This window comes from Nocardioides salsibiostraticola, from assembly GCF_054783655.1.
Map to the genome: position 1 here is coordinate 134747 of NZ_BAAGQD010000027.1, position 18042 is coordinate 152788.

Below are 18042 nucleotides of genomic sequence, written 5' to 3' on the forward strand. Positions count from 1 at the left end.
TTTCGAGGCTCGTCGCTGGCGCTCCTGGCACCTCAACCAGCGGAGTCACTACTGGCCCTTCTTGGCGTAAGCGGCCTCGGTGGCGTCCTTGTGGGGGCGCCACCAGTCCTCGTGGGCCTGGTACCACGCGATGGTGGCGGTCAGGCCAGCCTTGAAGTCGCCGTAGGTGGGCTCCCAGCCCAACTCGGTGCGAAGTTTGGCTGACTCGATGGCGTAGCGGCGGTCGTGGCCGGCGCGGTCGGTGACGTGGTCGAAGTCGTTCTCGTCGCGGCCGAAGTGGCGCAGCAGCATCCGGACCACGTCGAGGTTGGTCTGCTCCCCGTCGGCGCCGATCAGGTAGGTCTCGCCGATCCGACCCTTGTTGAGGATCGTCCAGACCGCGGAGGAGTGGTCGTCGGCGTGGATCCAGTCGCGGACGTTGAGTCCGTCGCCGTAGAGCTTGATCCGGCCCCCGGAGATCAGGTTGGTGATCTGGCGAGGGATGAACTTCTCCACGTGCTGCCAGGGGCCGTAGTTGTTGGAGCAGTTCGACACCGTGGCCTGGAGGCCGAAGCTGCGCACCCAGGCCCGCACCAGGTGGTCCGACCCGGCCTTCGTGGCGGAGTACGGGCTCGAGGGGTTGTACGGGGTGTCCTCCGTGAAGCGGGTCGGGTCGTCGAGGTCGAGATCGCCGTACACCTCGTCGGTCGAGATGTGGTGCAGGCGGGTGCCGGCCTTACGGCATGCCTCGAGGATGACGAAGGTCCCGATCAGGTTCGTGGTGATGAAGGGGCTGGGGTCGTCGAGGGAGTTGTCGTTGTGCGACTCCGCGGCGTAGTGCACGACCGCGTCGTGGGAGGCCACCAGCGGGTCCACGGTCGCGGGGTCCGCGATGTCGCCCACGACCAGGGTGGCCCGGTCGGTGGGGAGGCCGTCGATCGCCTCCCGGGTGGCCGCGTAGGTGAGTTTGTCCAGCACCGTGATCTCGACGTCGGTGTTCTCGACGAGGTAGTGGACGAAATTGCTTCCGATGAAGCCGGCTCCGCCGGTAACGAGGATGCGTTGCACGCTCGGCAGTCTAGGGTCTGCCCATGCGCGGAATCATCCTGGCCGGAGGCACCGGTAGCCGGTTGCATCCCATCACGTTCGCCATCAGCAAGCAGTTGATGCCGATCTACGACAAACCGATGATCTACTACCCCCTCACCACGCTGATGCTGGCGGGGATCAAAGACATACTGATCATCACCACCCCCCACGAGGCGGAACCCTTTGAACGCCTCCTCGGCGATGGGTCGCAGTTCGGGATCTCGATCACCTACGCCGTCCAGCCCTCCCCGGACGGGCTGGCGCAGGCGTTCGTGATCGGGGAGGAGCACATCGGTTCCGACAAGGTCGGACTCGTCTTGGGCGACAACATTTTCCACGGTTCGGGTCTCGGCACCCGGCTGCGGCGGTACAACGATGTCGACGGGGCGGCCGTGTTCGGTTATCGGGTGGCCGACCCTTCGGCCTACGGCGTCGTGGACTTCGACGCCGATGGCAAGGCGGTCTCGTTGCAGGAGAAGCCGGAGAATCCGAGGAGCCACTTCGCGGTGCCCGGCCTCTACTTCTACGACAACGACGTCGTCGCGATGGCCAAGGACCTGCAGCCCTCGTCTCGTGGGGAACTCGAGATCACCGACCTCAACCGGATCTACCTCGAGCAGGGACGCCTCCAGGTCGAGGTGCTGCCACGCGGGTCGGCCTGGTTGGACACCGGAACCTTTGAGGACCTCAACGACGCCAGCAACTTCGTGCGCGCCATCGAGAAGCGGCAAGACACCAAGATCGGTGCACCCGAGGAAGTCGCCTGGCGGATGGGGTTCATCGACGACGACGCGTTGGTCGCTCAGGCGCAGGGGTTGTTGAAGAGCGGGTACGGACGGTATCTGTTGGAGTTGGTGGAAGAGGGGGTTCGGTAGGGGGTCGCCTGCCAGGCTCTGCGCGGAGCGGAGGGTTCAGACATGGCCGCCCTCCCGCTTAGGCGACAAGTGCGCCGGGCTTAGAACAACGCTCGGCGAGCTTCAATGAAGGGCTCTATCGCCGCTTGCCGAGGCCAGGCAGGCCACCAGAGACGGTGCGGATGCTGCGTGATTGCGACCTGTTCTGGACCTTGGCCACTTTGACTCCACCGCCGCGGCATCGACCTCTGTGCGTGAGACTTCGATGAGCCGGCAGGCGTCCAGCGGAGTTAGCTTTGAAGTTTCTTCCGCAATCAAGACACAGCCTGGACCTAGTCGTTTTTCGTGATGCGAGAGGTGAACGCGTCGCATCGTTACGGCGTCGGGAAGCCGTGGGTTGGGCCGGTGCTGTCTCTACCCCGAGGGATGTCCGTTTCGGCGGGTTGCGAGCGCGCGCCTTCTTGACCCCCGGTTTGGTCCGCCGTCGACGGACGGCGGCGATTAACTCACGGGCTCTCGGCATGTCTCCGGCGTCGACAGCATTCTCGATGGCTCGCCGCTCATCCTCGGTCGCTTCAACCCGCTGTTTCGCCACGCCCGGATCCTTGCACGTTGGGTGTTCCGGGACTTGATACGCAGTGGGGCGTCGGGGAAGTTCGGTGTGCGGACCACTTTCCTGGCACTGGACCAGCAGACCAGCCGACCAGCGGCACTCGGCTCTATACGCGGGGTGGTTGTGATCGGCGAACGAGTACAGTCCTTCGGCGATCAGCACCGCACCGTCGTGCCGCACCACGAGACGAACAACCGCTTGGCTAGAAGCGCCACACGATCTCTAAGGGATTCGGATCCAACCGCCGGGTGCCGGTCGAGTCCCAGGTTTGGCCAGAAACGCGAAGACAATCTGCGTTGACTGGGAGCCGAGCAATAGATCGGGGCTTGGAGTGGGCCCTAGCCATACCGACGCCGGTGGTCCAAGATGACCTGATCAGGTCGAAGTAGAACCCTTCGATGGAAGCCTGCCGGATCCGTCAAACGGTGGGGCCACGAATGGGCTCCCAGCCGATGAAGACCCGCATTCAGACCACCATCAGTATGTGCAGCCTGGCGTCCGTGCCATTGTCGCCACGCTCACCGACGGTCTTGCTCCCGGCCTAGCGTCGGCCACCGAATGGAGCGACTGGCATCACCGGCCCTGCGCGGCCAAGGAAGATCCGAACACGTGCACGGTCCTCAGACGATCGCGCATCCCCCCACCCCCCCCGACAGGATGTGACCACGTATGTGGGAACCGATTTCCGCTCTCGCCGCCGCTGCTGGAGTTACCGTCGCCACCGTTCTTGGACTAATGGCCGTGAATATCGCCCGCAAGACAGTTGTCCGCTCAGAGCTCGAGTATCGGTCCGGTCGCGCTGACCGAGTCCTGGAGAAGGCCGCTCAGATTGAGTCACTACTCGGTGAGTACCGGGCTGCTCTGCAAGTTTACTGGAAGGAGCAGTACGGGGACGTCCGCACATGGTGGGCCGACCCCGGCATGGGCGAAGACGACAACGCCGCCTTGGTGTCAGCGCGCTTCGCGTGGTTGTTAAACGAAAGAGGCTCTGGGGAAAGGCGCGCCCATGAAATCGACTACAAGCTGGCCGGTGCAGCTGGTGAGTTCCGCGCCTTGGTCAGAGCTACCGGCGCTGATGAAGCAGAATCGTCAAGACTTTTCGCTCTGTTGGACGTGCTCCGCGGAAGCGTCCGCGCTCAATACCACAGCCTCATCCCAGAGGTGCCTTGGGGCGTCGATCCATCGAGCGACGCCTACGGAAAGAAGGTTCTGACGGCGATGGCGAACACCGTCGTAGAGCCCCTTGCAGAAGGCGAAGCGCAAGATGAACTCAAACGGTCAGTCGTCACGTGGTTCAGCAACTATCTCAAGGACAACGATGATGCAGCCATCACTCCTGCGGTGGCAGCCATTGACTTCTACGAGGACTTCGTGCAGGCCAAGTGGATGCCTGACTGCGAGCGGTTGGTCGGCCCGGCTCATGCCCGCGCACTGGTGACGCCCTAACCGAACGCCGGCGGAACATCCTGGAATTCCGCATTGCGAGTAGGGGCCGCCCGACCCACCAAGGACTCTCTAGGCAACTCCACTAGCATCCGTGGAAGTGCACCTGATGCGAAGCGGCCATCATCGAGCAGTCCTGTTACGGGGAACGGGGCGTAAAGGAGGGTGTTCGCGCCTCGACGCACGGGCACCTTGCTGAAAGACCCGGGCAAGTCGTTTCAGCAAGGCTCTTTCCTTTACCCCGATCCTGCGCACGGGCGGAGACGCTATCCGTTTATGGGAGCCGCCGAGACTTTGGGCAGGCGATTAGCGCCGCCAGTTGGCAACCAACTAGTACGCACCGTCAGACGTCAACACAACCCGAACAGTCTTGGCGATGATGTTGAGGTCCTGGAGCATCGACCAGTTGTCGACGTAGTAGAGGTCCAGCCGTACGGCTTCCTCCCAGGTGAGGTCGGATCGTCCGGAGACCTGCCACAGGCCGGTGAGGCCGGGGCGGACGTCGAGGCGGCGCTCGACGTGCTTCTCGTACTGCGCGACCTCGGCGGGCAGCGGGGGGCGGGGGCCGACCAGGCTCATCTCGCCGCGCAGGACGTTGAACAGTTGGGGCAGTTCGTCGAGGGAGTACTTCCGCAGGAAGCGGCCGGCGCCGGTGATGCGGGGGTCGTCGTGCATCTTGAACAGGCCGCGTTCGTAGCCGGCGGCGGCGTGGAGGTCGGCGAGGAGTTCCTCGGCGTTGGTGACCATGCTGCGGAACTTCAGGCAGGCGAACTCGCCTCCGCCCTTGCCGACGCGGGTCTGGCGGAACAGGGCGGGGCCGTCGTCGCGGCGTACCCACAGGGCGATGCCGAGCAGGATCGGGCTGAACACGACGATCGCGAGGAAGGAGCCCACGATGTCGAAGAGACGTTTGGCGACCTGGGAGATCCCGCTGGCCCGCGGCGGGTCGACGTGGATCAGGGGGAGGCCGCCGACCGGGCGGATCCGGACCCGGTCGCTGCTCACGTCGGTCACGCTGGGGGCGACGACCAGTTGGACGTCGGCCTTGGCCAACTCATAAGCGAGGCGACGTAGGTCCTCGGAGGTCTTGACCGCCCCACCTGCGAAGAACACGATGTCGGGTTTCAGGGCCTCGACCTGGCAGAGGATCTCGTCGGTCGTGCCGATCACGGGTACGCCGCCGTGGGTGGTCGGCTCCGAACCGGCCGGGGTCAGCGCCCCCAGGAGGTCGTAGCCGAGCCAGGACTCGCGGCGCAGGACGCCGGCGATCTCGTCGATGTGGGTGGCGGACCCGGCGATCAGGACCCGGCTGAGCAGGTGCCCGCGCCGGTGCGCGCGGTGGACGGTACGCCGCAACAACAGTCGGCCCAGCACGATGGCCGGCAGACCGAAGGCGAAGGCCAGGACGTAGAACCCGCGGGCCAGGGGGAACTTGGCCAGGAAGCAGGCGACCCCGAGGAAGCCGAAGGTGAACAGGGTGGCGCGCGTGATGCGTTTGTACTCATCGGGTCCGGCCACGAACACGCTGGTCGCGTAGGCGCCGAAGCCGAGGTTGATCGCCATCCACAGCAGCACGGTGACGATCGCGAAGATCCCCACGAACTCATCGACCCGGGTGTCGACCTCGAAGATCTGCCACCGTGACCGGCCGATCACGGCGGCCGACACGCAGGTCACGATGATGATCAGATCGACCAGGAACGCGGTGGCGGGCAGGTAGCGCAAAGCTCGTGAGGGTGTTCTCGTGTCACTGCGGGCCCGCAGTTCCTCAAGAATGGTCATCGTGTCCTCACACTGGTTCGCTGCCCCTCACGATGCCAGTCTGAGATGACAGACGTTTAATCGGCGGTGAGGGCACCTGATTCAACATCCATCTTAGAGCGGTTCGGGCCACGATGAGGGTGCATTGGGTGCTCAGATGGGTCACGAATGATCCACTCCTCGGCAACATCGCGGGTTCCGACTAGGCTGCCGCGCATGAAGATCCTGGTCACCGGCGGCGCCGGCTATATCGGTTCCATCACCTGCAAGGCCCTCGAGGAGGCCGGGCACACGCCGGTCGTCCTGGACTCCCTGGAGTCCGGACCGCGGGTCTTCGTCAAGGATCGGATCTTCTACGAGGGCGACATCGCCGACCGCGAGCTGCTGGGCCGCATCGCCGCCGAGCACCCCGACATCGACGCGACGATCCACATGGCCGCGCTGATCGTCGTACCGGAGTCGATGGAGAAGCCCTACGAGTACTACCAGAACAACGTCGCCAAGTCCCTGGACATGTTCGACGAACTGACCGCCCTGGGGATGCCGCGGGTGCTGTTCTCCTCCTCGGCCAGCCTCTACGCCACCAAGGACGACTTCGAGGTCACCGAGGTCGACCCGCTGGACCCCGCCTCGCCGTACGCCCGCACCAAACGCGTCATGGAGATGGTCCTGACCGACCTGGCCGCCGCCACCGACCTGCGCGCGATCATCCTGCGCTACTTCAACCCCATCGGCTCCGACCCGGACCTCGAGTCCGGCATCTACGTCCGCGAGCCCTCCCACGTGCTGGGTCAGCTCGTGATGGCCGCCCGCGGCCAGAAGGACGCCTTCACCATCACCGGGGTCGAGCACCCCACCCGCGACGGCACCGGCATCCGCGACTACGTCCACGTCTGGGACCTCGCGCGCGCCCACGTGCGCGCGGTCGAACAGTTCGATCAGGTGCTGGCCACCGTCGGGTCGACCAGCACGGTGATCAATGTCGGCACCGGGGAGGGGGTGACCGTGCGGGAACTGGTCTCCTCCTTCGAGGCCGTCTTCGGCTCGAAGGTGCCCGTCGCCGAGGCCCCGCCGCGTCCCGGCGACGCCGTCGGAGCGTTCGCGAACGTGGACAAGTCCGCCGAACTGCTCGGGTGGCGCAGCGAGTTGTCGCTGGACGACGCCATCGCCTCCGCGCTCGCCTGGGGGGCGAAGCGCCAAGAGATCCTCGGATACGAGTAGCGGTAACGACGGTTTTTTCTGTGGTGTTCAACCCTGGCCAGAACCAAGGCCCCGTGATATAGGGACGAGATCGTAAGGTCTTGTGAACTTCCCCGAATACCCTCGTCACGCTGTTCTACTTTTTCCATGACCACTTCAACACAGACGAAGAGCCGCGGTCGCGGGCGACCCCGGACCCCCGGCGCCGATGCACGCGTACTCAAGGCTGCTCTGGAGGAGTACGCCGACCGCGGCTGGGCCGGGTTCACCATGGACGGCGTGGCCCGCCGGGCCAAGGTCGGCAAATCCACGCTCTATCTGCGGTGGACCGACAAGAACACCCTGCTGCTCGAGGCGGTCACCAGCCACTCCGAGTCCGTGTGCGCGGTGGACACCGGGTCCCTGCGCGGCGACCTGGAGTCCCTGGCGCTGAACCTCTTCCGCCTCTACACCGGTCCCACCGGGTGGGCCTCGCTGCGACTGGCCGTCGACGCCACGGCGATCGACTCACCGTGGCGCGCGACCAGCGAGGAGATGTTCTGGGGTCGCCTGGAGGGCATCCGTCCCATGTTCGACCGCGCCGTGGAGCGCGGCGAGCTCGACCCCCGCGTCGACTGCGACGACCTGGTGCACGGCGTGTGCGGGTCGATCACGATGCAGGCCCTGCGCCTGGACAGCGAGGCCGACCCGATGAGCGACGAGGACCTGGCCGCCCGCGCGCGGCGTACGGTCGACTTCCTGCTCAGCGGTGCAGCAGCGCAGAAATCCGCCTGACCAGATCATCGGTCGCCTCGGCGGCCGCGGGGCTCAGCGGCCCCATGTCGATGAAGCCGTGGATCATGGCGTCGTAGCGGGTGCGGTCGACCTCGACCCCCGCCGCCTCCAGGGTGTCGGCGTACGCCTCACCCTCGTCGCGCAGGGGGTCGTACTGTGCGGTGACCACGATCGCGCGCCCCACTCCGGCGAGTTCGCCGAAGATGGGGGAGAGGCGGGCCTCGTTCAGGTCGACGTCGGCGTTGTCCCCGAGGTACTTGGTGAAGAACCACTCCATCGTCGCGGACTCCAGGAAGTAGCCGGTCGCGTTCTCCGCCCGTGAGGCGTAGTCGCCCACCACGTGGGTGGCGGGGTAGATGAGCACCTGCGCGGTCACCGTGTCGGGACGCGCCTGGGCGGCGTACGCCGAGAGGTTGCCTCCGGCGCTGTCGCCTCCGACGGCCAGGACGTCGTTGCCGCCCAGGGTGGCGAGGTTCGCAGCGGCCCAGTCCACGGCGGTCAGGGTGTCCTCGACCGCGGCGGGGAACAGGTGCTCGGGGGCGAGGCGGTAGTCGATCGAGACCACGACCGTGTCCGCGCCGGCGCAGATCCGGCGGCAGGTCTGGTCGTGGGTGTCGAGGTCGCCGATCACAAACCCGCCACCGTGGATGTAGACCATCGTCGGGAACGGGCCCTCGCCGGTGGGGCGATAGATGCGGGCGGGTACGCCGTCGGCGTCGGCCTTCTCCACCGAACCCACCGCGACCACCTGGTCGGGGGTCACCCCGTCGCACGTCATGGCCCGGAAGCCCGCGCGGGCCTCCTCGACAGTGGCCTCGTGGATGGGCGGGTAGCCCGAGTTGGCGATGAGGTCGAGCAGGACGGCGATTCCCGGGTCAACAGACATGGCTGGAATCTAGCCCTCTTGTGCTGGGTGGGATGGGTGGCGTCCCGGTTGGTCGGCTCAGTCGACGGCGAGGGTGTGCATCGAGCGGAGGACGGCCGCGACCTGGGGGACCTCGTGGGTGCGGTACATCCCGGTGCCGCCGAGGCTCGCGAGGACCGCGAAGAAGCCCTCGCCCTGGAGCATCTCCTCCTCGAACAGGTCGATGGCGTGCGGCAGGGCGTGGCAGATCGGCAGGCCGAGGCGCCGTAGGCGGAAGGAGTTGATCAGCACCTGGCCCTGGTGGCGGATCCGGTTGACGGGGTCGGTGAGTTGGCGGAACTGGAAGCCGATGCCGGGGTCGATCGTCAGGTGGCGTACGCCGCGGGTGCGGGCGTTCTCGACGCGGACGGCGAACTGGTCGAGCATCATCGGGACCGGGTCGGCCTCCACCTCGGTGGTGTCCAGGGCGCGGGCGTGGCCGCCGTACACATGGCAGAGGACCACGGTGGCGTCGTACTCCGCGGCGAGGTCGAACATGGCGTCGTCGTCCACGGACCCGGTGAGGTTCACTAGCCGGGCCCCGGCGCGCAGGCCGGCGCGGACGGTCTCGGTCTCGTAGCTCTCGATGGACACCGCGATGCCCTCGGCGCTGAGCGCCTCGATGACGGGGACGACCCGGGAGTTCTGCTCGTCGGCGTCGACCCGAGCGGAGGTGGGCAGGGTCGACTCGGCGCCGAGGTCGACGCAGTGGGCGCCCTGGGCGGTCAGGGTGCGGCCGCGTCGGATCGCGCTCTCATGCGTGGTCGAGATGCTGGTGCGGTACGTCGAGTCGCGCGACAGGTTGATCACGCCCATCAGCGCCGGCTCGGTGTCGGTGTCGATGCTGCGGTCGCCGATCTGGAGGGGGGCGACATCGTGGTCGAGGTCGTCGGCGTACGTCGCGGCCAGGCGGGCCAGGGAGCGCAGATCGATCACGCGGTGTCATTCGTGGTGACGTCCGAGGTGGGCTTGACGTACCGGTTCATCAGGAAGCCCTCGGCGGTCAGGACGTGGGCGAGGTCGAAGCCGCTGACCTCCTCGAGTGCGTCGGTGCGTGGGGTCTGGGCGGTGCCGGCGAAGACGGGGGACAGGGTGATGTCGGCTTCGTCGAGGAGGTCGGCGGCAACCATTCCTTCCAGCAGGCTCGGTCCGCCCTCGCACACGATGCGGCGCAGGCCGCGTTGGGTGAGTTGGTCGACGATGAAGGTGGGCGACACGTGCGGTTCGCGGGCCGAGATGATGTCGCAGGTGGCCTCGGCGCGGGCCAGGGTCTTGGAGTCGGCGGGGTGGTCGGCCATCGGGCCGGTGAACACGATCGGCCGGTGGGTGCTCTCGGCGAAGGTCGGGCTGTCCCAGTCGAGATTCAGCGACCCGCTGACGATGGCCAGGGTGGGGGCGGCGGACTGGCCGGCCTTCTTGCGGCGTTCGGCGTCGCCCTCCTTGGCGGTCATCGGGCCGTAGCCCTCTGCGCGGAAGGTTCCGCCGCCGACCAGGACGACGTCGGCGAAGCGGCGTACGGCGTCGAACACGTCGCGGTCGACCGAGGAGGAGATCGATCCGCTCAGGCCGTCGGGTCCTGCGGCGGCCCCGTCGAGGGTGGTGACCATCATCGCGCGCACCCACCGGGCGTCGGCCGGCCACGGGTAGGCGTCGGCCACCTCGTCGGGGGTCAGGTCTCCGGTGCTCGGTCCCAGGATCATCTTCACGCCTACGAATCTAGTGGGGGTGTGGCTGGGGCGGGGTGGCGGTGCGTGAGGTACCGAACCGGCGCCCGATTGGGTTGCCAGGTCACCGCCGCCCCGACGCGCCCTAGGCTCGACCCATGGTCACTGCCGTGGTGTTGTCAGGCGGCGCGAACCTCGGCGCCGTACAGGTCGGGATGCTTCGCGCGTTGGTCGAGGACGGGGTACGCCCCGATTTCATCGTCGGTACGTCGGTGGGCGCCCTGAACGGGGCCTTCATGTCGAGCCGGTGGAGCCCCGAGGGCGTGGAGGAGTTGGCGGACGTCTGGGTGCAGATGCGGCGCTCGGACGTGTTCCCCATCGACCTGTTCGGCGGTCTGCTCGGATTCCTGGGCCGCCGCGACAACCTGGTCCCGATCTCGGGGCTGCGCAAGATCGTGAGCCGGTACGTCGAGTTCGAGCGTCTCGAGGACGCCCCGATCCCGCTCCAGGTCGTCGCTACCAACCTGCTCACCGGTGTCGACAACCCCCTGTCGACCGGGGACAGTGTCGAGGCGGTGCTGGCCAGCGCGGCCATCCCGGGGGTGTACCCGCCGATCGAGATCGACGACACGCCGTACATCGACGGCGGCGTCGTCAACAACACCCCCATCTCGCACGCCATCGACAGCGGGGCCGACACGATCTGGGTGCTGCCGGCGGGGATCGCCTGCGGGTTGGACGAGGCGCCGACCGGTGCGCTCGCCATCGTCCTGCACTCGGTGAGCCTGCTCATCAACCGGCGACTGCAGCGCGACATCGAGGAGTTCCAGGACACCTACGACCTGCGCGTGGTGCCGCCGCTGTGCCCGCTGGACGTCAGCCCCACCGACTTCAGCCGGGCCGCCGAGCTGATCGAGCGGGCCTACGGCTCGACGAAGGCCTGGTTGGCCGCCGCGCCCCCGAGCGGTGACCAGGCGTACCTGCTGGAGGACCTGCACCGGCTCTGACCTCGCCGATCGCTGATCGTCCGGAAGGCGCCCGCCGCGGGGGCGCCGTCTGCCAGAGTGCGGCCATGGAGATCGGCCTGACCCTGCCCGTGATGGAGCCCGACCTGTGGGGCGACGGGCCCGCGGTGCTCGAAGCCTGGTCGCGCGCGATCGATGCCGGCCCCTTTGCCTCGGTGTGCTTCGGGGAGCGGATGGCCTTCGACAACCCCGAGACCCTGACCCTGCTGGGCGCCGTCGCGGCCTGGACCTCCCGGGTCCGGATCGCCACGACGGTGATCGTGCCGCAGTTCCACGACCCGGTGCTGCTGGCCAAGTCGTTGGCCACCGCCGACCAGCTCAGTCGGGGACGACTCAGCGTCGCGCTGGGCGTGGGTGGGCGCGAGGAGGACTACCGGGCGGCGGGCGCCGATCTCTCCACGCGCACCATGGCGCAGCTGGCCGACCGGGTCGCCACCATGCGCCGGGTGTGGTCCGGCGAGAGGGTCGTGGACGCCGTACTCCCCGTTGGGCCGCCGTCCCACCAGACGAACGGCCCGGAGCTGATGGTCGGCACCCTGGGACCCAAGACGATCCGGCATTCCGCGGACTGGGCCGACGGGCTCGCGGGCGTCACCCTCGACCTCGACGTCGCTGCCGTCGGCGCACTGTTCGACCTGACCCGCAGCGCCTGGGCGGACGCCGGCCGCCCGCCGCCACGGCTGACCACCTCCTTCTGGGTCGCCCTGGACGACGGCGGAGCCGGGGGAGCGGAGCGGGCCCGCGACCAGATCCACCGCCACCTGCGCCACTACATGAATTGGCTACCGGTCGAGTGGGTCGACGCGATGGCCCCCACCACCGGATTCGCCGGTACGCCGACCCAGTTGCGCACCCTCCTGGACCGGTTGGCCGACGTGGGCGCCCACGAGGTGCAGCTGATCCCCACCTCCAGTGACGTGCGCCAGGTGGCGGAGATCGCCGCCGTCGTGGGCTAGCGGGTGGACTAGAGGGTCACGCTCGGGGGACAGCGGTTTCGGTCGTCACGCGAGGTTGATCAGCGGGTGTCGGTGATCTGACCTACCCTCGTGGAGTCGGCACCGATCCTGCCGACGATGTGACCCTGGGGAGGGACTCGATGATCCGACGCGTAGCCGTGTTGAGCGCAGCCGTGACCGCAGTTCTGGCGCTACCGACGGCGGTGGTCTTCGCCGGTGGCGGGGCCGCGGCGGCGCCGGTCGTGAGCAGTGCTCTGCCCGCGGTGGCCGTGACCGGTATCAGCGTGACGGGGGTCGGGGTGGCGACGTACCCCGACTTCGACTCGGCCGTGTCTCGCTACGCGATCACCACCGGTCCCACCACCGATGGTGCCGTCACGGTCGAGGTGAGCGCCGGGCCCGGCGCCGCGGTCCTGATCAACGGCTGGCCGAGCGCCGGCCCCACCGACGTGACCGGCCTCGAGCCCGGGGACGAGGTGTCGGTGATCGTGCAGGACGGTGCCGAGTCGGCGGCGTACGCGTTCGTGTTCCTGCCCGAGGAGTTCCCCGAGCTGACCACCACGGTCGCCGAGAAGCCCGGACGCGCCCCCGGCCTGGTCGGTCTCACCCTGAACCGTTTCGGCAACGGTGGTGCCTCTTTCGAAACCGTCGTGGACGGCAACGCCGTGCCCGCACACGTGCTGGCCTCCGCGGAAGGGGTCATCGACCTCAAGGTCCAGCCCAACGGGTCGTACTCCGCCTCGCGGTTGACCAGCTCCCCCGGTCGGACCGGCGCCACCCTGGTCGAACTCGACCGCACCTTCACCGAGGTCGATCGCCACGAAACGGTCGGTCTGGTCAACACCGACAACCACGACTCGATCCTGCGACCGGACGGGTCGGCGGTGCTGCTCGCCTACGAGTACGACGCCGCAGCCGACCTGACCGACGCCGTCATCCAGGAGCTCGACCCGGCCGGCAACATCGTCTTCGAGTGGAACAGTCGGGAGGACCTGCTCGACGAGACGGTCCACCCGACCGCGAACGCAGGCGACTACGCCCACATCAACTCGCTCGTCGAGATGGCCGACGGGGACTTCCTCGCCTCCTTCCGCCACACCTCCTCGGTGCTGAAGATCGCCAGGACCGCCCACGACGGCTTCGCCCCCGGCGATGTCGTCTGGCGCCTCGGGGGCCGCAACAGCGACTTCGACTTCGCCGACGACCCGTTCCCCGGCGGACCGTGCGCCCAACACACCGCATCCGAACTGCCCAACGGCAACATCCTGATCTACGACAACGGCTCGGTCTCGGGCTTCGGTCCGGTCCTGTGCATCGACCCGGCCGACCCAGAGGGCGACACGGTCGCCCGGGGCAGCACCCGTGTCACCGAGTACGACCTCGGCGAGGTCGACACCGACCCCGCCACCCAGGAGACGGCCACCCTGGTGTGGGACTACAGCCCGGGCTACTTCGGTCTCTTCGCCGGGGGCGCGATCCGTTTGGACAACGGCAACACCCTGATCGGGTACGCCGCCATCCGGCAGGCCGTCGCCGCCGAGATCGACCCGACGGGTGAGGTGCTGTGGGAGGTCCAGCACGACGAGCCCGAAGCCAGCAAGCGGTACGCCACCTACCGGTCCACCCCGTTCCCGGCGGCCGAGGACCTCGACGCCATCGACCCCGAGGTCGCCGTCTTCACCCCGGGGGTCGGCGCCACCTATGAGCTCGGACAGCAGGTGTACGCCGCCGCGACCTGCACCGACGTCGGCGGGTCGACCCTCCAGTCCTGCACCGGTTCCGGGGAGCTCCTCGACACCTCGAGCGCCGGGACCAAGGAGTTCACCACCACCGCCACCGACGGCGCGGGCAACTCCACCACCGTGCGACGGACCTACACCGTGATCGGGGACTACCAGCCGGACCTGCGGATGAAGATCCCCGGGAACGGTTTCGTCGGCAACGACCGCTACGGCGCGACCGGGCAGCGCGTCGTACGCCGCATCCCGGACATCAACGGCACGGTCCGCACCGTGGTGAAGGTCCAGAACGACGGCAACGCCGCCGACTCCTTCACCGTGCAGGCCGCACCGCGTCGTAAGGGTTTCGTGGCCAAGTTCTTCGTCGGTGGCCGCAACGTCACCCAGCAGGTCAAGAAGGGCACCTACCGCACCGGAGCCGTCGCCCCGGGCCGCACCGCGAAGCTCGTCATCAAGAGCAAGCGCCTCAACCGGGTCTCCCGCGGTGACCGGTGGCGCCAGGTCGTCAAGACGTCCTCGGTCTCGGAGCCCGGAGCCGGAGACCGGATGTCGCACGTGCTGAAGGCGATCGGCTGACGAGGGGCTGAAGATGGGGCCCGCGCCGCTTCCGCCCGACGAGTTGGGCGCGCAGGCCAGACTGGACCCATGAGCAGCACGCGTACCGCCCACGAACCCGCCACCTGGGTCCGCGCCGGAGTCCACGTGGGAGCCTTCGTGGCCCTGCTGTGGGTCCTGGAGATCGTGGACGCCGTCCTACCGCGCTCCCTGGACCAGTACGGCGTCCAGCCCCGGTCGGACGAGGGTCTGGTCGGCATCCTGTTCGCGCCGGTGCTGCACGCCGGGTTCGACCATCTGGTGAGCAACACGTTGCCGGTCATCGTGCTGGGCTTCCTGGTGTTCGTCTCCGGGATCTCGCAGGGGTGGACGGCCACCGCGATCATCTGGGTCGTCGGCGGGATCGGGGTCTGGCTGATCGCACCGGGCAACGAGGTGCACCTGGGCGCCTCGGTGCTGGTGTTCGGATGGTTGGTCTACCTCATCGTGCGGGGCGCCTTCACCCGCAACGCAGGCCAGATCATCCTCGGCCTGGTGCTGGTCTTCCTCTATGGCGGACTGTTGTTCGGGGTCCTGCCCGGGCAACCGGGAGTCTCCTGGCAGGGTCACCTGTTCGGGGCCATCGGCGGTGGCCTGGCCGCCGCGATGCTCAGCGACCGGACGCCCTCGCGACGGAAGTGATCGCCGCGGACCCGGTCGGTCCCGCTACGAGGCCGTGGACTGGTCCGATGCGTTCGTCGGCGGGTGGGCGACCGGCTCGTGCACGATGCTGAGAGCCGGCGCGGCCAAGGGCAGCAGCGCCTCGAACACGTGGGTCTCGGGGACGTAGGAGATCGAGCCCCCGTGCAGGTCGAGCAGGTCCCGCACGACCGACAGTCCCAGACCGGAGCCGGTGGCGGTGGCCCCCGGGGCGCGGCTGTAACGCTCGAAGAGGTACGGGACGAAGTCCTCCGGCACCCCGGTGCCGGCGTCGGAGACCTCGATCAGTCCCATCCCGTCGCGGCTCCCGGCGTGCAGGGTGATGGGCTCGGTGCCGTACTTCGCGGCGTTGGTCACCAGGTTGGCCAGGATCTGCTGGAGGCGGAGGGGGTCGACCCGGACCGTGATCGTGTCGCTGCAGTCGATGCGCAGGTCGAGATCGGGGAACCCCGCCGCGCACAGGCTCAACTCGCCGGCCAGGTCGACATCGGCGGGTTGGACCACGAGGCCACCGTGCTTGGCACTGGCGACGGCCAGAAGGTCCTCGGTGAGCAGGGTGAGGCGGTGGGTGAGCATCAGGCAGCGGTCCTGGGCGCGGCGTACCCCTGCTGGCAGTTGGCCCTCCATCTCGGCGGGCAACGGTCCGTTCAGTTCGCCGTCATGGAGCACCTCGAGGTAGCCCCGTAGCCCCCCGAGTGGAGTGCGCATCTCATGGGTGACCACGGCGATGAGGTGGTCGCGCAGGCCCTGGGCCTCGAGAAGTTCGTCGTTCTGCAGGGACAGTTGCCGGGCGTAGGTCTGCATCTGCCGTTGGAGGCGCCCGGACTCCACGAGCATCGAGATCAGGACCACGATGGCGGCGGTCAGGGCCATGGCGCGGGCGCCGTACCACCCGGAGGTGAAGCGGCCCTGCGCGAGCAGCACCAGACCGGCGTCGCTGGCCGCGGCGGCCACGGCCACGAGTGCCCACGTCTCGACCCCGAGCTGCCGTCCGGAACGGGAGGCGACCCCGGCAACGGCGGCGAGCAACGCCAGCACGTTGATCGCCCCGATCCAGGGGCCGTAGGTCTGGGTCAGGATGCTGTAATCGCCGTCGACGATGATGACGGGGAGGCGGGCCGAACCCACGGTCGCTAGGAGTCCCAGACCGGCGACGACCGCCAGGATGACCGCGTGGGTGGCGAAGATGCGTCGGGCCCGGCGGTCGATCCGGGAGATCCAGCCCTCGAACCGGTCGGGCCACGGGGCGAGGGCGACGGCGAGGAGGATGGGGAAACCGACGTGGGTGGCCGCCCACATCCACGGTGCACTGCTCGGGGCGGCCCCGAACAGGCCGGTCTCGGTGATCACGCCGGGAAAGACGAGGGTGTGGAGGATGACCACCCCGCCGGAGAAGACGTAGGCCCACGACAGGGCCAGGGACCGCGGGCCGCCGCCGGCGCGATAGTGCTCGACGAGCACGACCGAGGTCAGCAGGTCGCCCACGATGACCACCGCGAAGAAGGCGGGCAGGAAGGCGTCCAGTTGACCCACGGGCATGTCCGGGTTCATCAGCAGGACAGCGGTCACTGCGAACAGCAGGCCGGCCGCCACCCAGGGCGCGCGGCCAACACGCGTCTGCGGTAGCGCGGCCAGGGTCGTCATGGTTGAAGTCTGCACGACCAGACCCGATCTCGGAGTCGTTTGTGGGCTATCTGAGCGATGTGACCAAGTCGTGGATCAGCTCGTGACCCGGGTCGTAACCGGGGAAGTAGGTGCAGACCCGGTCCGCGAACCCACCGAAGCGGCGTTGCATCTCGGCGGCGCACTCCTCGGGAGTGCCGCGGATGCCGATGGTGTCGATCATGTCGTCGGTGATCAGATCCATCATCGCCATGATGTCCCCGGTCTTGGACAGCGTGTTGAGCTCGGGTTGGATCTCACCCCAGCCCTCGACGTCCAGGACGGAGCGGTACGCCGGGGTGGAGGCGTAGAAGGCCAGGAGGCCACGCACCGCGAGGGTGGCGGTGGCCAACTCCTCCTCGGTCCGCCCGAGGGCGCAGATCGCCTGCGGGTAGATCGTGAAGTCCCCGGCGTCGTCGGCGCGCCGGGCCAGGCCCTCCTCGATGGCCGGGAGGGTGCGCTCCTGCAGGTGAGCGTGGCTGTGGAAGGGCATCACGAGCAGTCCGTCGGCCACCTCCGCGGCGGTTCGCGTCATCAGCGGCCCCAGCGCGCCGAGCAACACCGGGGGGCGCCCGAAGGGATTGGGCCCGGGGATGAAGGTGGGTGGCATCAGGGTGTGGCGGGTGTGCTCACCGCGGAAGTCCAGCCGGGTGCCGTCCTGCCACGAGGTCAGGATCGCCTTCACGGCCAGCACGATCTCCCGCATCCGGGCGGCGGGCGGACTCCACGTGGCGCCGTACCGCTTCTCGATGTGGGGCTGGATCTGCGATCCCAGGCCCAGTCGGAACCGTCCCTGGGTCATCAGTTGCAGGTCCCAGGCGGCGTTGGCCAGGTGCATGGGGCTGCGCGGCATCGCGATCGCCACATTGGTCATCAGGTCCACGTCGGTGACCCCGGCGGCGGCGGCCAGGGGAAGGAAGACGTCGTGGGGACCCTCGAAGGTGAACAGGCCAGCCACGCCGGTCGCGGCCAACTCCTGGGCCCGGGCCGCGGCCTGGTCGGGGCGGGCGTCGAGTTGGAGGTCGAGAAGCATGGCCGCAGCCTAGAGCGTAATTAGAACAAGTTCTAGTCAGCCGCGGGTGGGTGAGGTGCGCCGGCTCAGCACGAACGCCACCGGGTATGTCT

Annotated in this window: 15 protein-coding genes; 8 read left to right on the plus strand and 7 right to left on the minus strand. The window is 68.1% G+C overall.

The window, feature by feature from the left end; all coding sequences use genetic code 11:
* Positions 1-48: 48 nt before the first annotated feature.
* On the minus strand, positions 49-1047 hold the full coding sequence (rfbB, locus tag ACYVLV_RS18465) for a dTDP-glucose 4,6-dehydratase (RefSeq protein ID WP_460812569.1): 999 nt from the start codon (positions 1045-1047) through the stop codon (positions 49-51).
* Between the two features lie 23 nt (positions 1048-1070).
* Between rfbB and rfbA the strand changes: the two genes are divergently transcribed.
* Both rfbA and ACYVLV_RS18475 read left to right on the plus strand, forming a co-directional pair.
* Positions 1071-1943 carry a glucose-1-phosphate thymidylyltransferase RfbA gene (rfbA, locus tag ACYVLV_RS18470; RefSeq protein WP_460812573.1) on the plus strand — a complete coding sequence of 291 codons (873 nt, stop codon included), beginning with the start codon at positions 1071-1073 and terminating at the stop codon, positions 1941-1943.
* Positions 1944-3204: 1261 nt separating this feature from the next.
* Positions 3205-3981, plus strand: a complete 777-nt coding sequence (locus ACYVLV_RS18475) for a hypothetical protein (RefSeq protein ID WP_460812577.1) — start codon at positions 3205-3207, stop codon at positions 3979-3981.
* Positions 3982-4308: 327 nt separating this feature from the next.
* Here ACYVLV_RS18475 and ACYVLV_RS18480 read toward each other — a convergent pair whose 3' ends face one another.
* Positions 4309-5760, minus strand: a complete 1452-nt coding sequence (locus ACYVLV_RS18480) for a sugar transferase (protein WP_460812581.1) — start codon at positions 5758-5760, stop codon at positions 4309-4311.
* Positions 5761-5955: 195 nt separating this feature from the next.
* On the opposite strand from ACYVLV_RS18480, the gene galE reads away from it, so the two are divergent.
* Together galE and ACYVLV_RS18490 are read left to right on the plus strand one after the other, a co-directional pair.
* Complete coding sequence (galE, locus tag ACYVLV_RS18485; protein ID WP_460812583.1) at positions 5956-6960, plus strand: UDP-glucose 4-epimerase GalE; 1005 nt, start codon at positions 5956-5958, stop codon at positions 6958-6960.
* 126 nt (positions 6961-7086) lie between these two features.
* Entirely contained in the window at positions 7087-7713 is a 627-nt protein-coding gene (locus ACYVLV_RS18490) for a TetR/AcrR family transcriptional regulator (protein WP_460812587.1), read from the plus strand.
* Here the strand turns inward: ACYVLV_RS18490 and ACYVLV_RS18495 are convergent.
* Genes ACYVLV_RS18495 through ACYVLV_RS18505 form a run of 3 tightly spaced genes read right to left on the minus strand, consistent with a single transcriptional unit; the run spans position 7682 to position 10317 of the window.
* Entirely contained in the window at positions 7682-8599 is a 918-nt protein-coding gene (locus ACYVLV_RS18495; protein WP_460812590.1) for an alpha/beta hydrolase, read from the minus strand. The two genes, ACYVLV_RS18490 and ACYVLV_RS18495, sit on opposite strands and share 32 nt — an antisense overlap.
* Positions 8600-8656: 57 nt before the next feature.
* The gene (locus tag ACYVLV_RS18500) at positions 8657-9553 is read right to left on the minus strand and encodes a dihydropteroate synthase (protein WP_460812592.1); all 897 of its coding nucleotides are present in this window, start codon (positions 9551-9553) and stop codon (positions 8657-8659) included.
* The gene (locus ACYVLV_RS18505) at positions 9550-10317 is read right to left on the minus strand and encodes a dihydrofolate reductase family protein (protein WP_460813085.1); all 768 of its coding nucleotides are present in this window, start codon (positions 10315-10317) and stop codon (positions 9550-9552) included. The genes ACYVLV_RS18500 and ACYVLV_RS18505 overlap by 4 nt, the downstream gene beginning before the upstream one ends.
* A gap of 122 nt (positions 10318-10439) precedes the next feature.
* Here ACYVLV_RS18505 and ACYVLV_RS18510 point away from each other — a divergent pair, with 122 nt between their 5' ends.
* From ACYVLV_RS18510 to ACYVLV_RS18525, 4 genes are all read left to right on the plus strand, one after another.
* Positions 10440-11288 carry a patatin-like phospholipase family protein gene (locus ACYVLV_RS18510; protein WP_460812595.1) on the plus strand — a complete coding sequence of 283 codons (849 nt, stop codon included), beginning with the start codon at positions 10440-10442 and terminating at the stop codon, positions 11286-11288.
* 65 nt (positions 11289-11353) lie between these two features.
* Positions 11354-12262, plus strand: a complete 909-nt coding sequence (locus ACYVLV_RS18515; protein ID WP_460812598.1) for an LLM class flavin-dependent oxidoreductase — start codon at positions 11354-11356, stop codon at positions 12260-12262.
* Between the two features lie 140 nt (positions 12263-12402).
* Positions 12403-14577 (plus strand): arylsulfotransferase family protein, encoded by a 2175-nt coding sequence (locus tag ACYVLV_RS18520; RefSeq protein ID WP_460812600.1) that lies wholly within the window; start codon positions 12403-12405, stop codon positions 14575-14577.
* A 69-nt stretch (positions 14578-14646) separates the two neighbouring features.
* Positions 14647-15237 (plus strand): rhomboid family intramembrane serine protease, encoded by a 591-nt coding sequence (locus ACYVLV_RS18525; RefSeq protein WP_460812602.1) that lies wholly within the window; start codon positions 14647-14649, stop codon positions 15235-15237.
* A gap of 24 nt (positions 15238-15261) precedes the next feature.
* Here the strand turns inward: ACYVLV_RS18525 and ACYVLV_RS18530 are convergent, their stop codons facing one another.
* On the minus strand, positions 15262-16899 hold the full coding sequence (locus tag ACYVLV_RS18530) for a sensor histidine kinase (RefSeq protein ID WP_460812604.1): 1638 nt from the start codon (positions 16897-16899) through the stop codon (positions 15262-15264).
* Positions 16900-16945: 46 nt separating this feature from the next.
* Positions 16946-17950, minus strand: a complete 1005-nt coding sequence (locus ACYVLV_RS18535) for a TIGR03617 family F420-dependent LLM class oxidoreductase (protein ID WP_460812606.1) — start codon at positions 17948-17950, stop codon at positions 16946-16948.
* Between the last annotated feature and the right edge of the window lie 92 nt (positions 17951-18042).

Coding starts and splice junctions, on each gene's coding strand:
- ACYVLV_RS18525 (WP_460812602.1), top strand. CDS start 14,647: ATGAGCAGCACGCGTACCGCCCACGAACCCGCCACCTGGGTCCGCGCC.
- ACYVLV_RS18510 (WP_460812595.1), top strand. CDS start 10,440: ATGGTCACTGCCGTGGTGTTGTCAGGCGGCGCGAACCTCGGCGCCGTA.
- ACYVLV_RS18515 (WP_460812598.1), top strand. CDS start 11,354: ATGGAGATCGGCCTGACCCTGCCCGTGATGGAGCCCGACCTGTGGGGC.
- ACYVLV_RS18495 (WP_460812590.1), bottom strand. CDS start 8,599: ATGTCTGTTGACCCGGGAATCGCCGTCCTGCTCGACCTCATCGCCAAC.
- ACYVLV_RS18530 (WP_460812604.1), bottom strand. CDS start 16,899: ATGACGACCCTGGCCGCGCTACCGCAGACGCGTGTTGGCCGCGCGCCC.
- ACYVLV_RS18520 (WP_460812600.1), top strand. CDS start 12,403: ATGATCCGACGCGTAGCCGTGTTGAGCGCAGCCGTGACCGCAGTTCTG.
- ACYVLV_RS18505 (WP_460813085.1), bottom strand. CDS start 10,317: ATGATCCTGGGACCGAGCACCGGAGACCTGACCCCCGACGAGGTGGCC.
- ACYVLV_RS18480 (WP_460812581.1), bottom strand. CDS start 5,760: ATGACCATTCTTGAGGAACTGCGGGCCCGCAGTGACACGAGAACACCC.
- ACYVLV_RS18475 (WP_460812577.1), top strand. CDS start 3,205: ATGTGGGAACCGATTTCCGCTCTCGCCGCCGCTGCTGGAGTTACCGTC.
- ACYVLV_RS18490 (WP_460812587.1), top strand. CDS start 7,087: ATGACCACTTCAACACAGACGAAGAGCCGCGGTCGCGGGCGACCCCGG.
- rfbA (WP_460812573.1), top strand. CDS start 1,071: ATGCGCGGAATCATCCTGGCCGGAGGCACCGGTAGCCGGTTGCATCCC.
- galE (WP_460812583.1), top strand. CDS start 5,956: ATGAAGATCCTGGTCACCGGCGGCGCCGGCTATATCGGTTCCATCACC.
- ACYVLV_RS18535 (WP_460812606.1), bottom strand. CDS start 17,950: ATGCTTCTCGACCTCCAACTCGACGCCCGCCCCGACCAGGCCGCGGCC.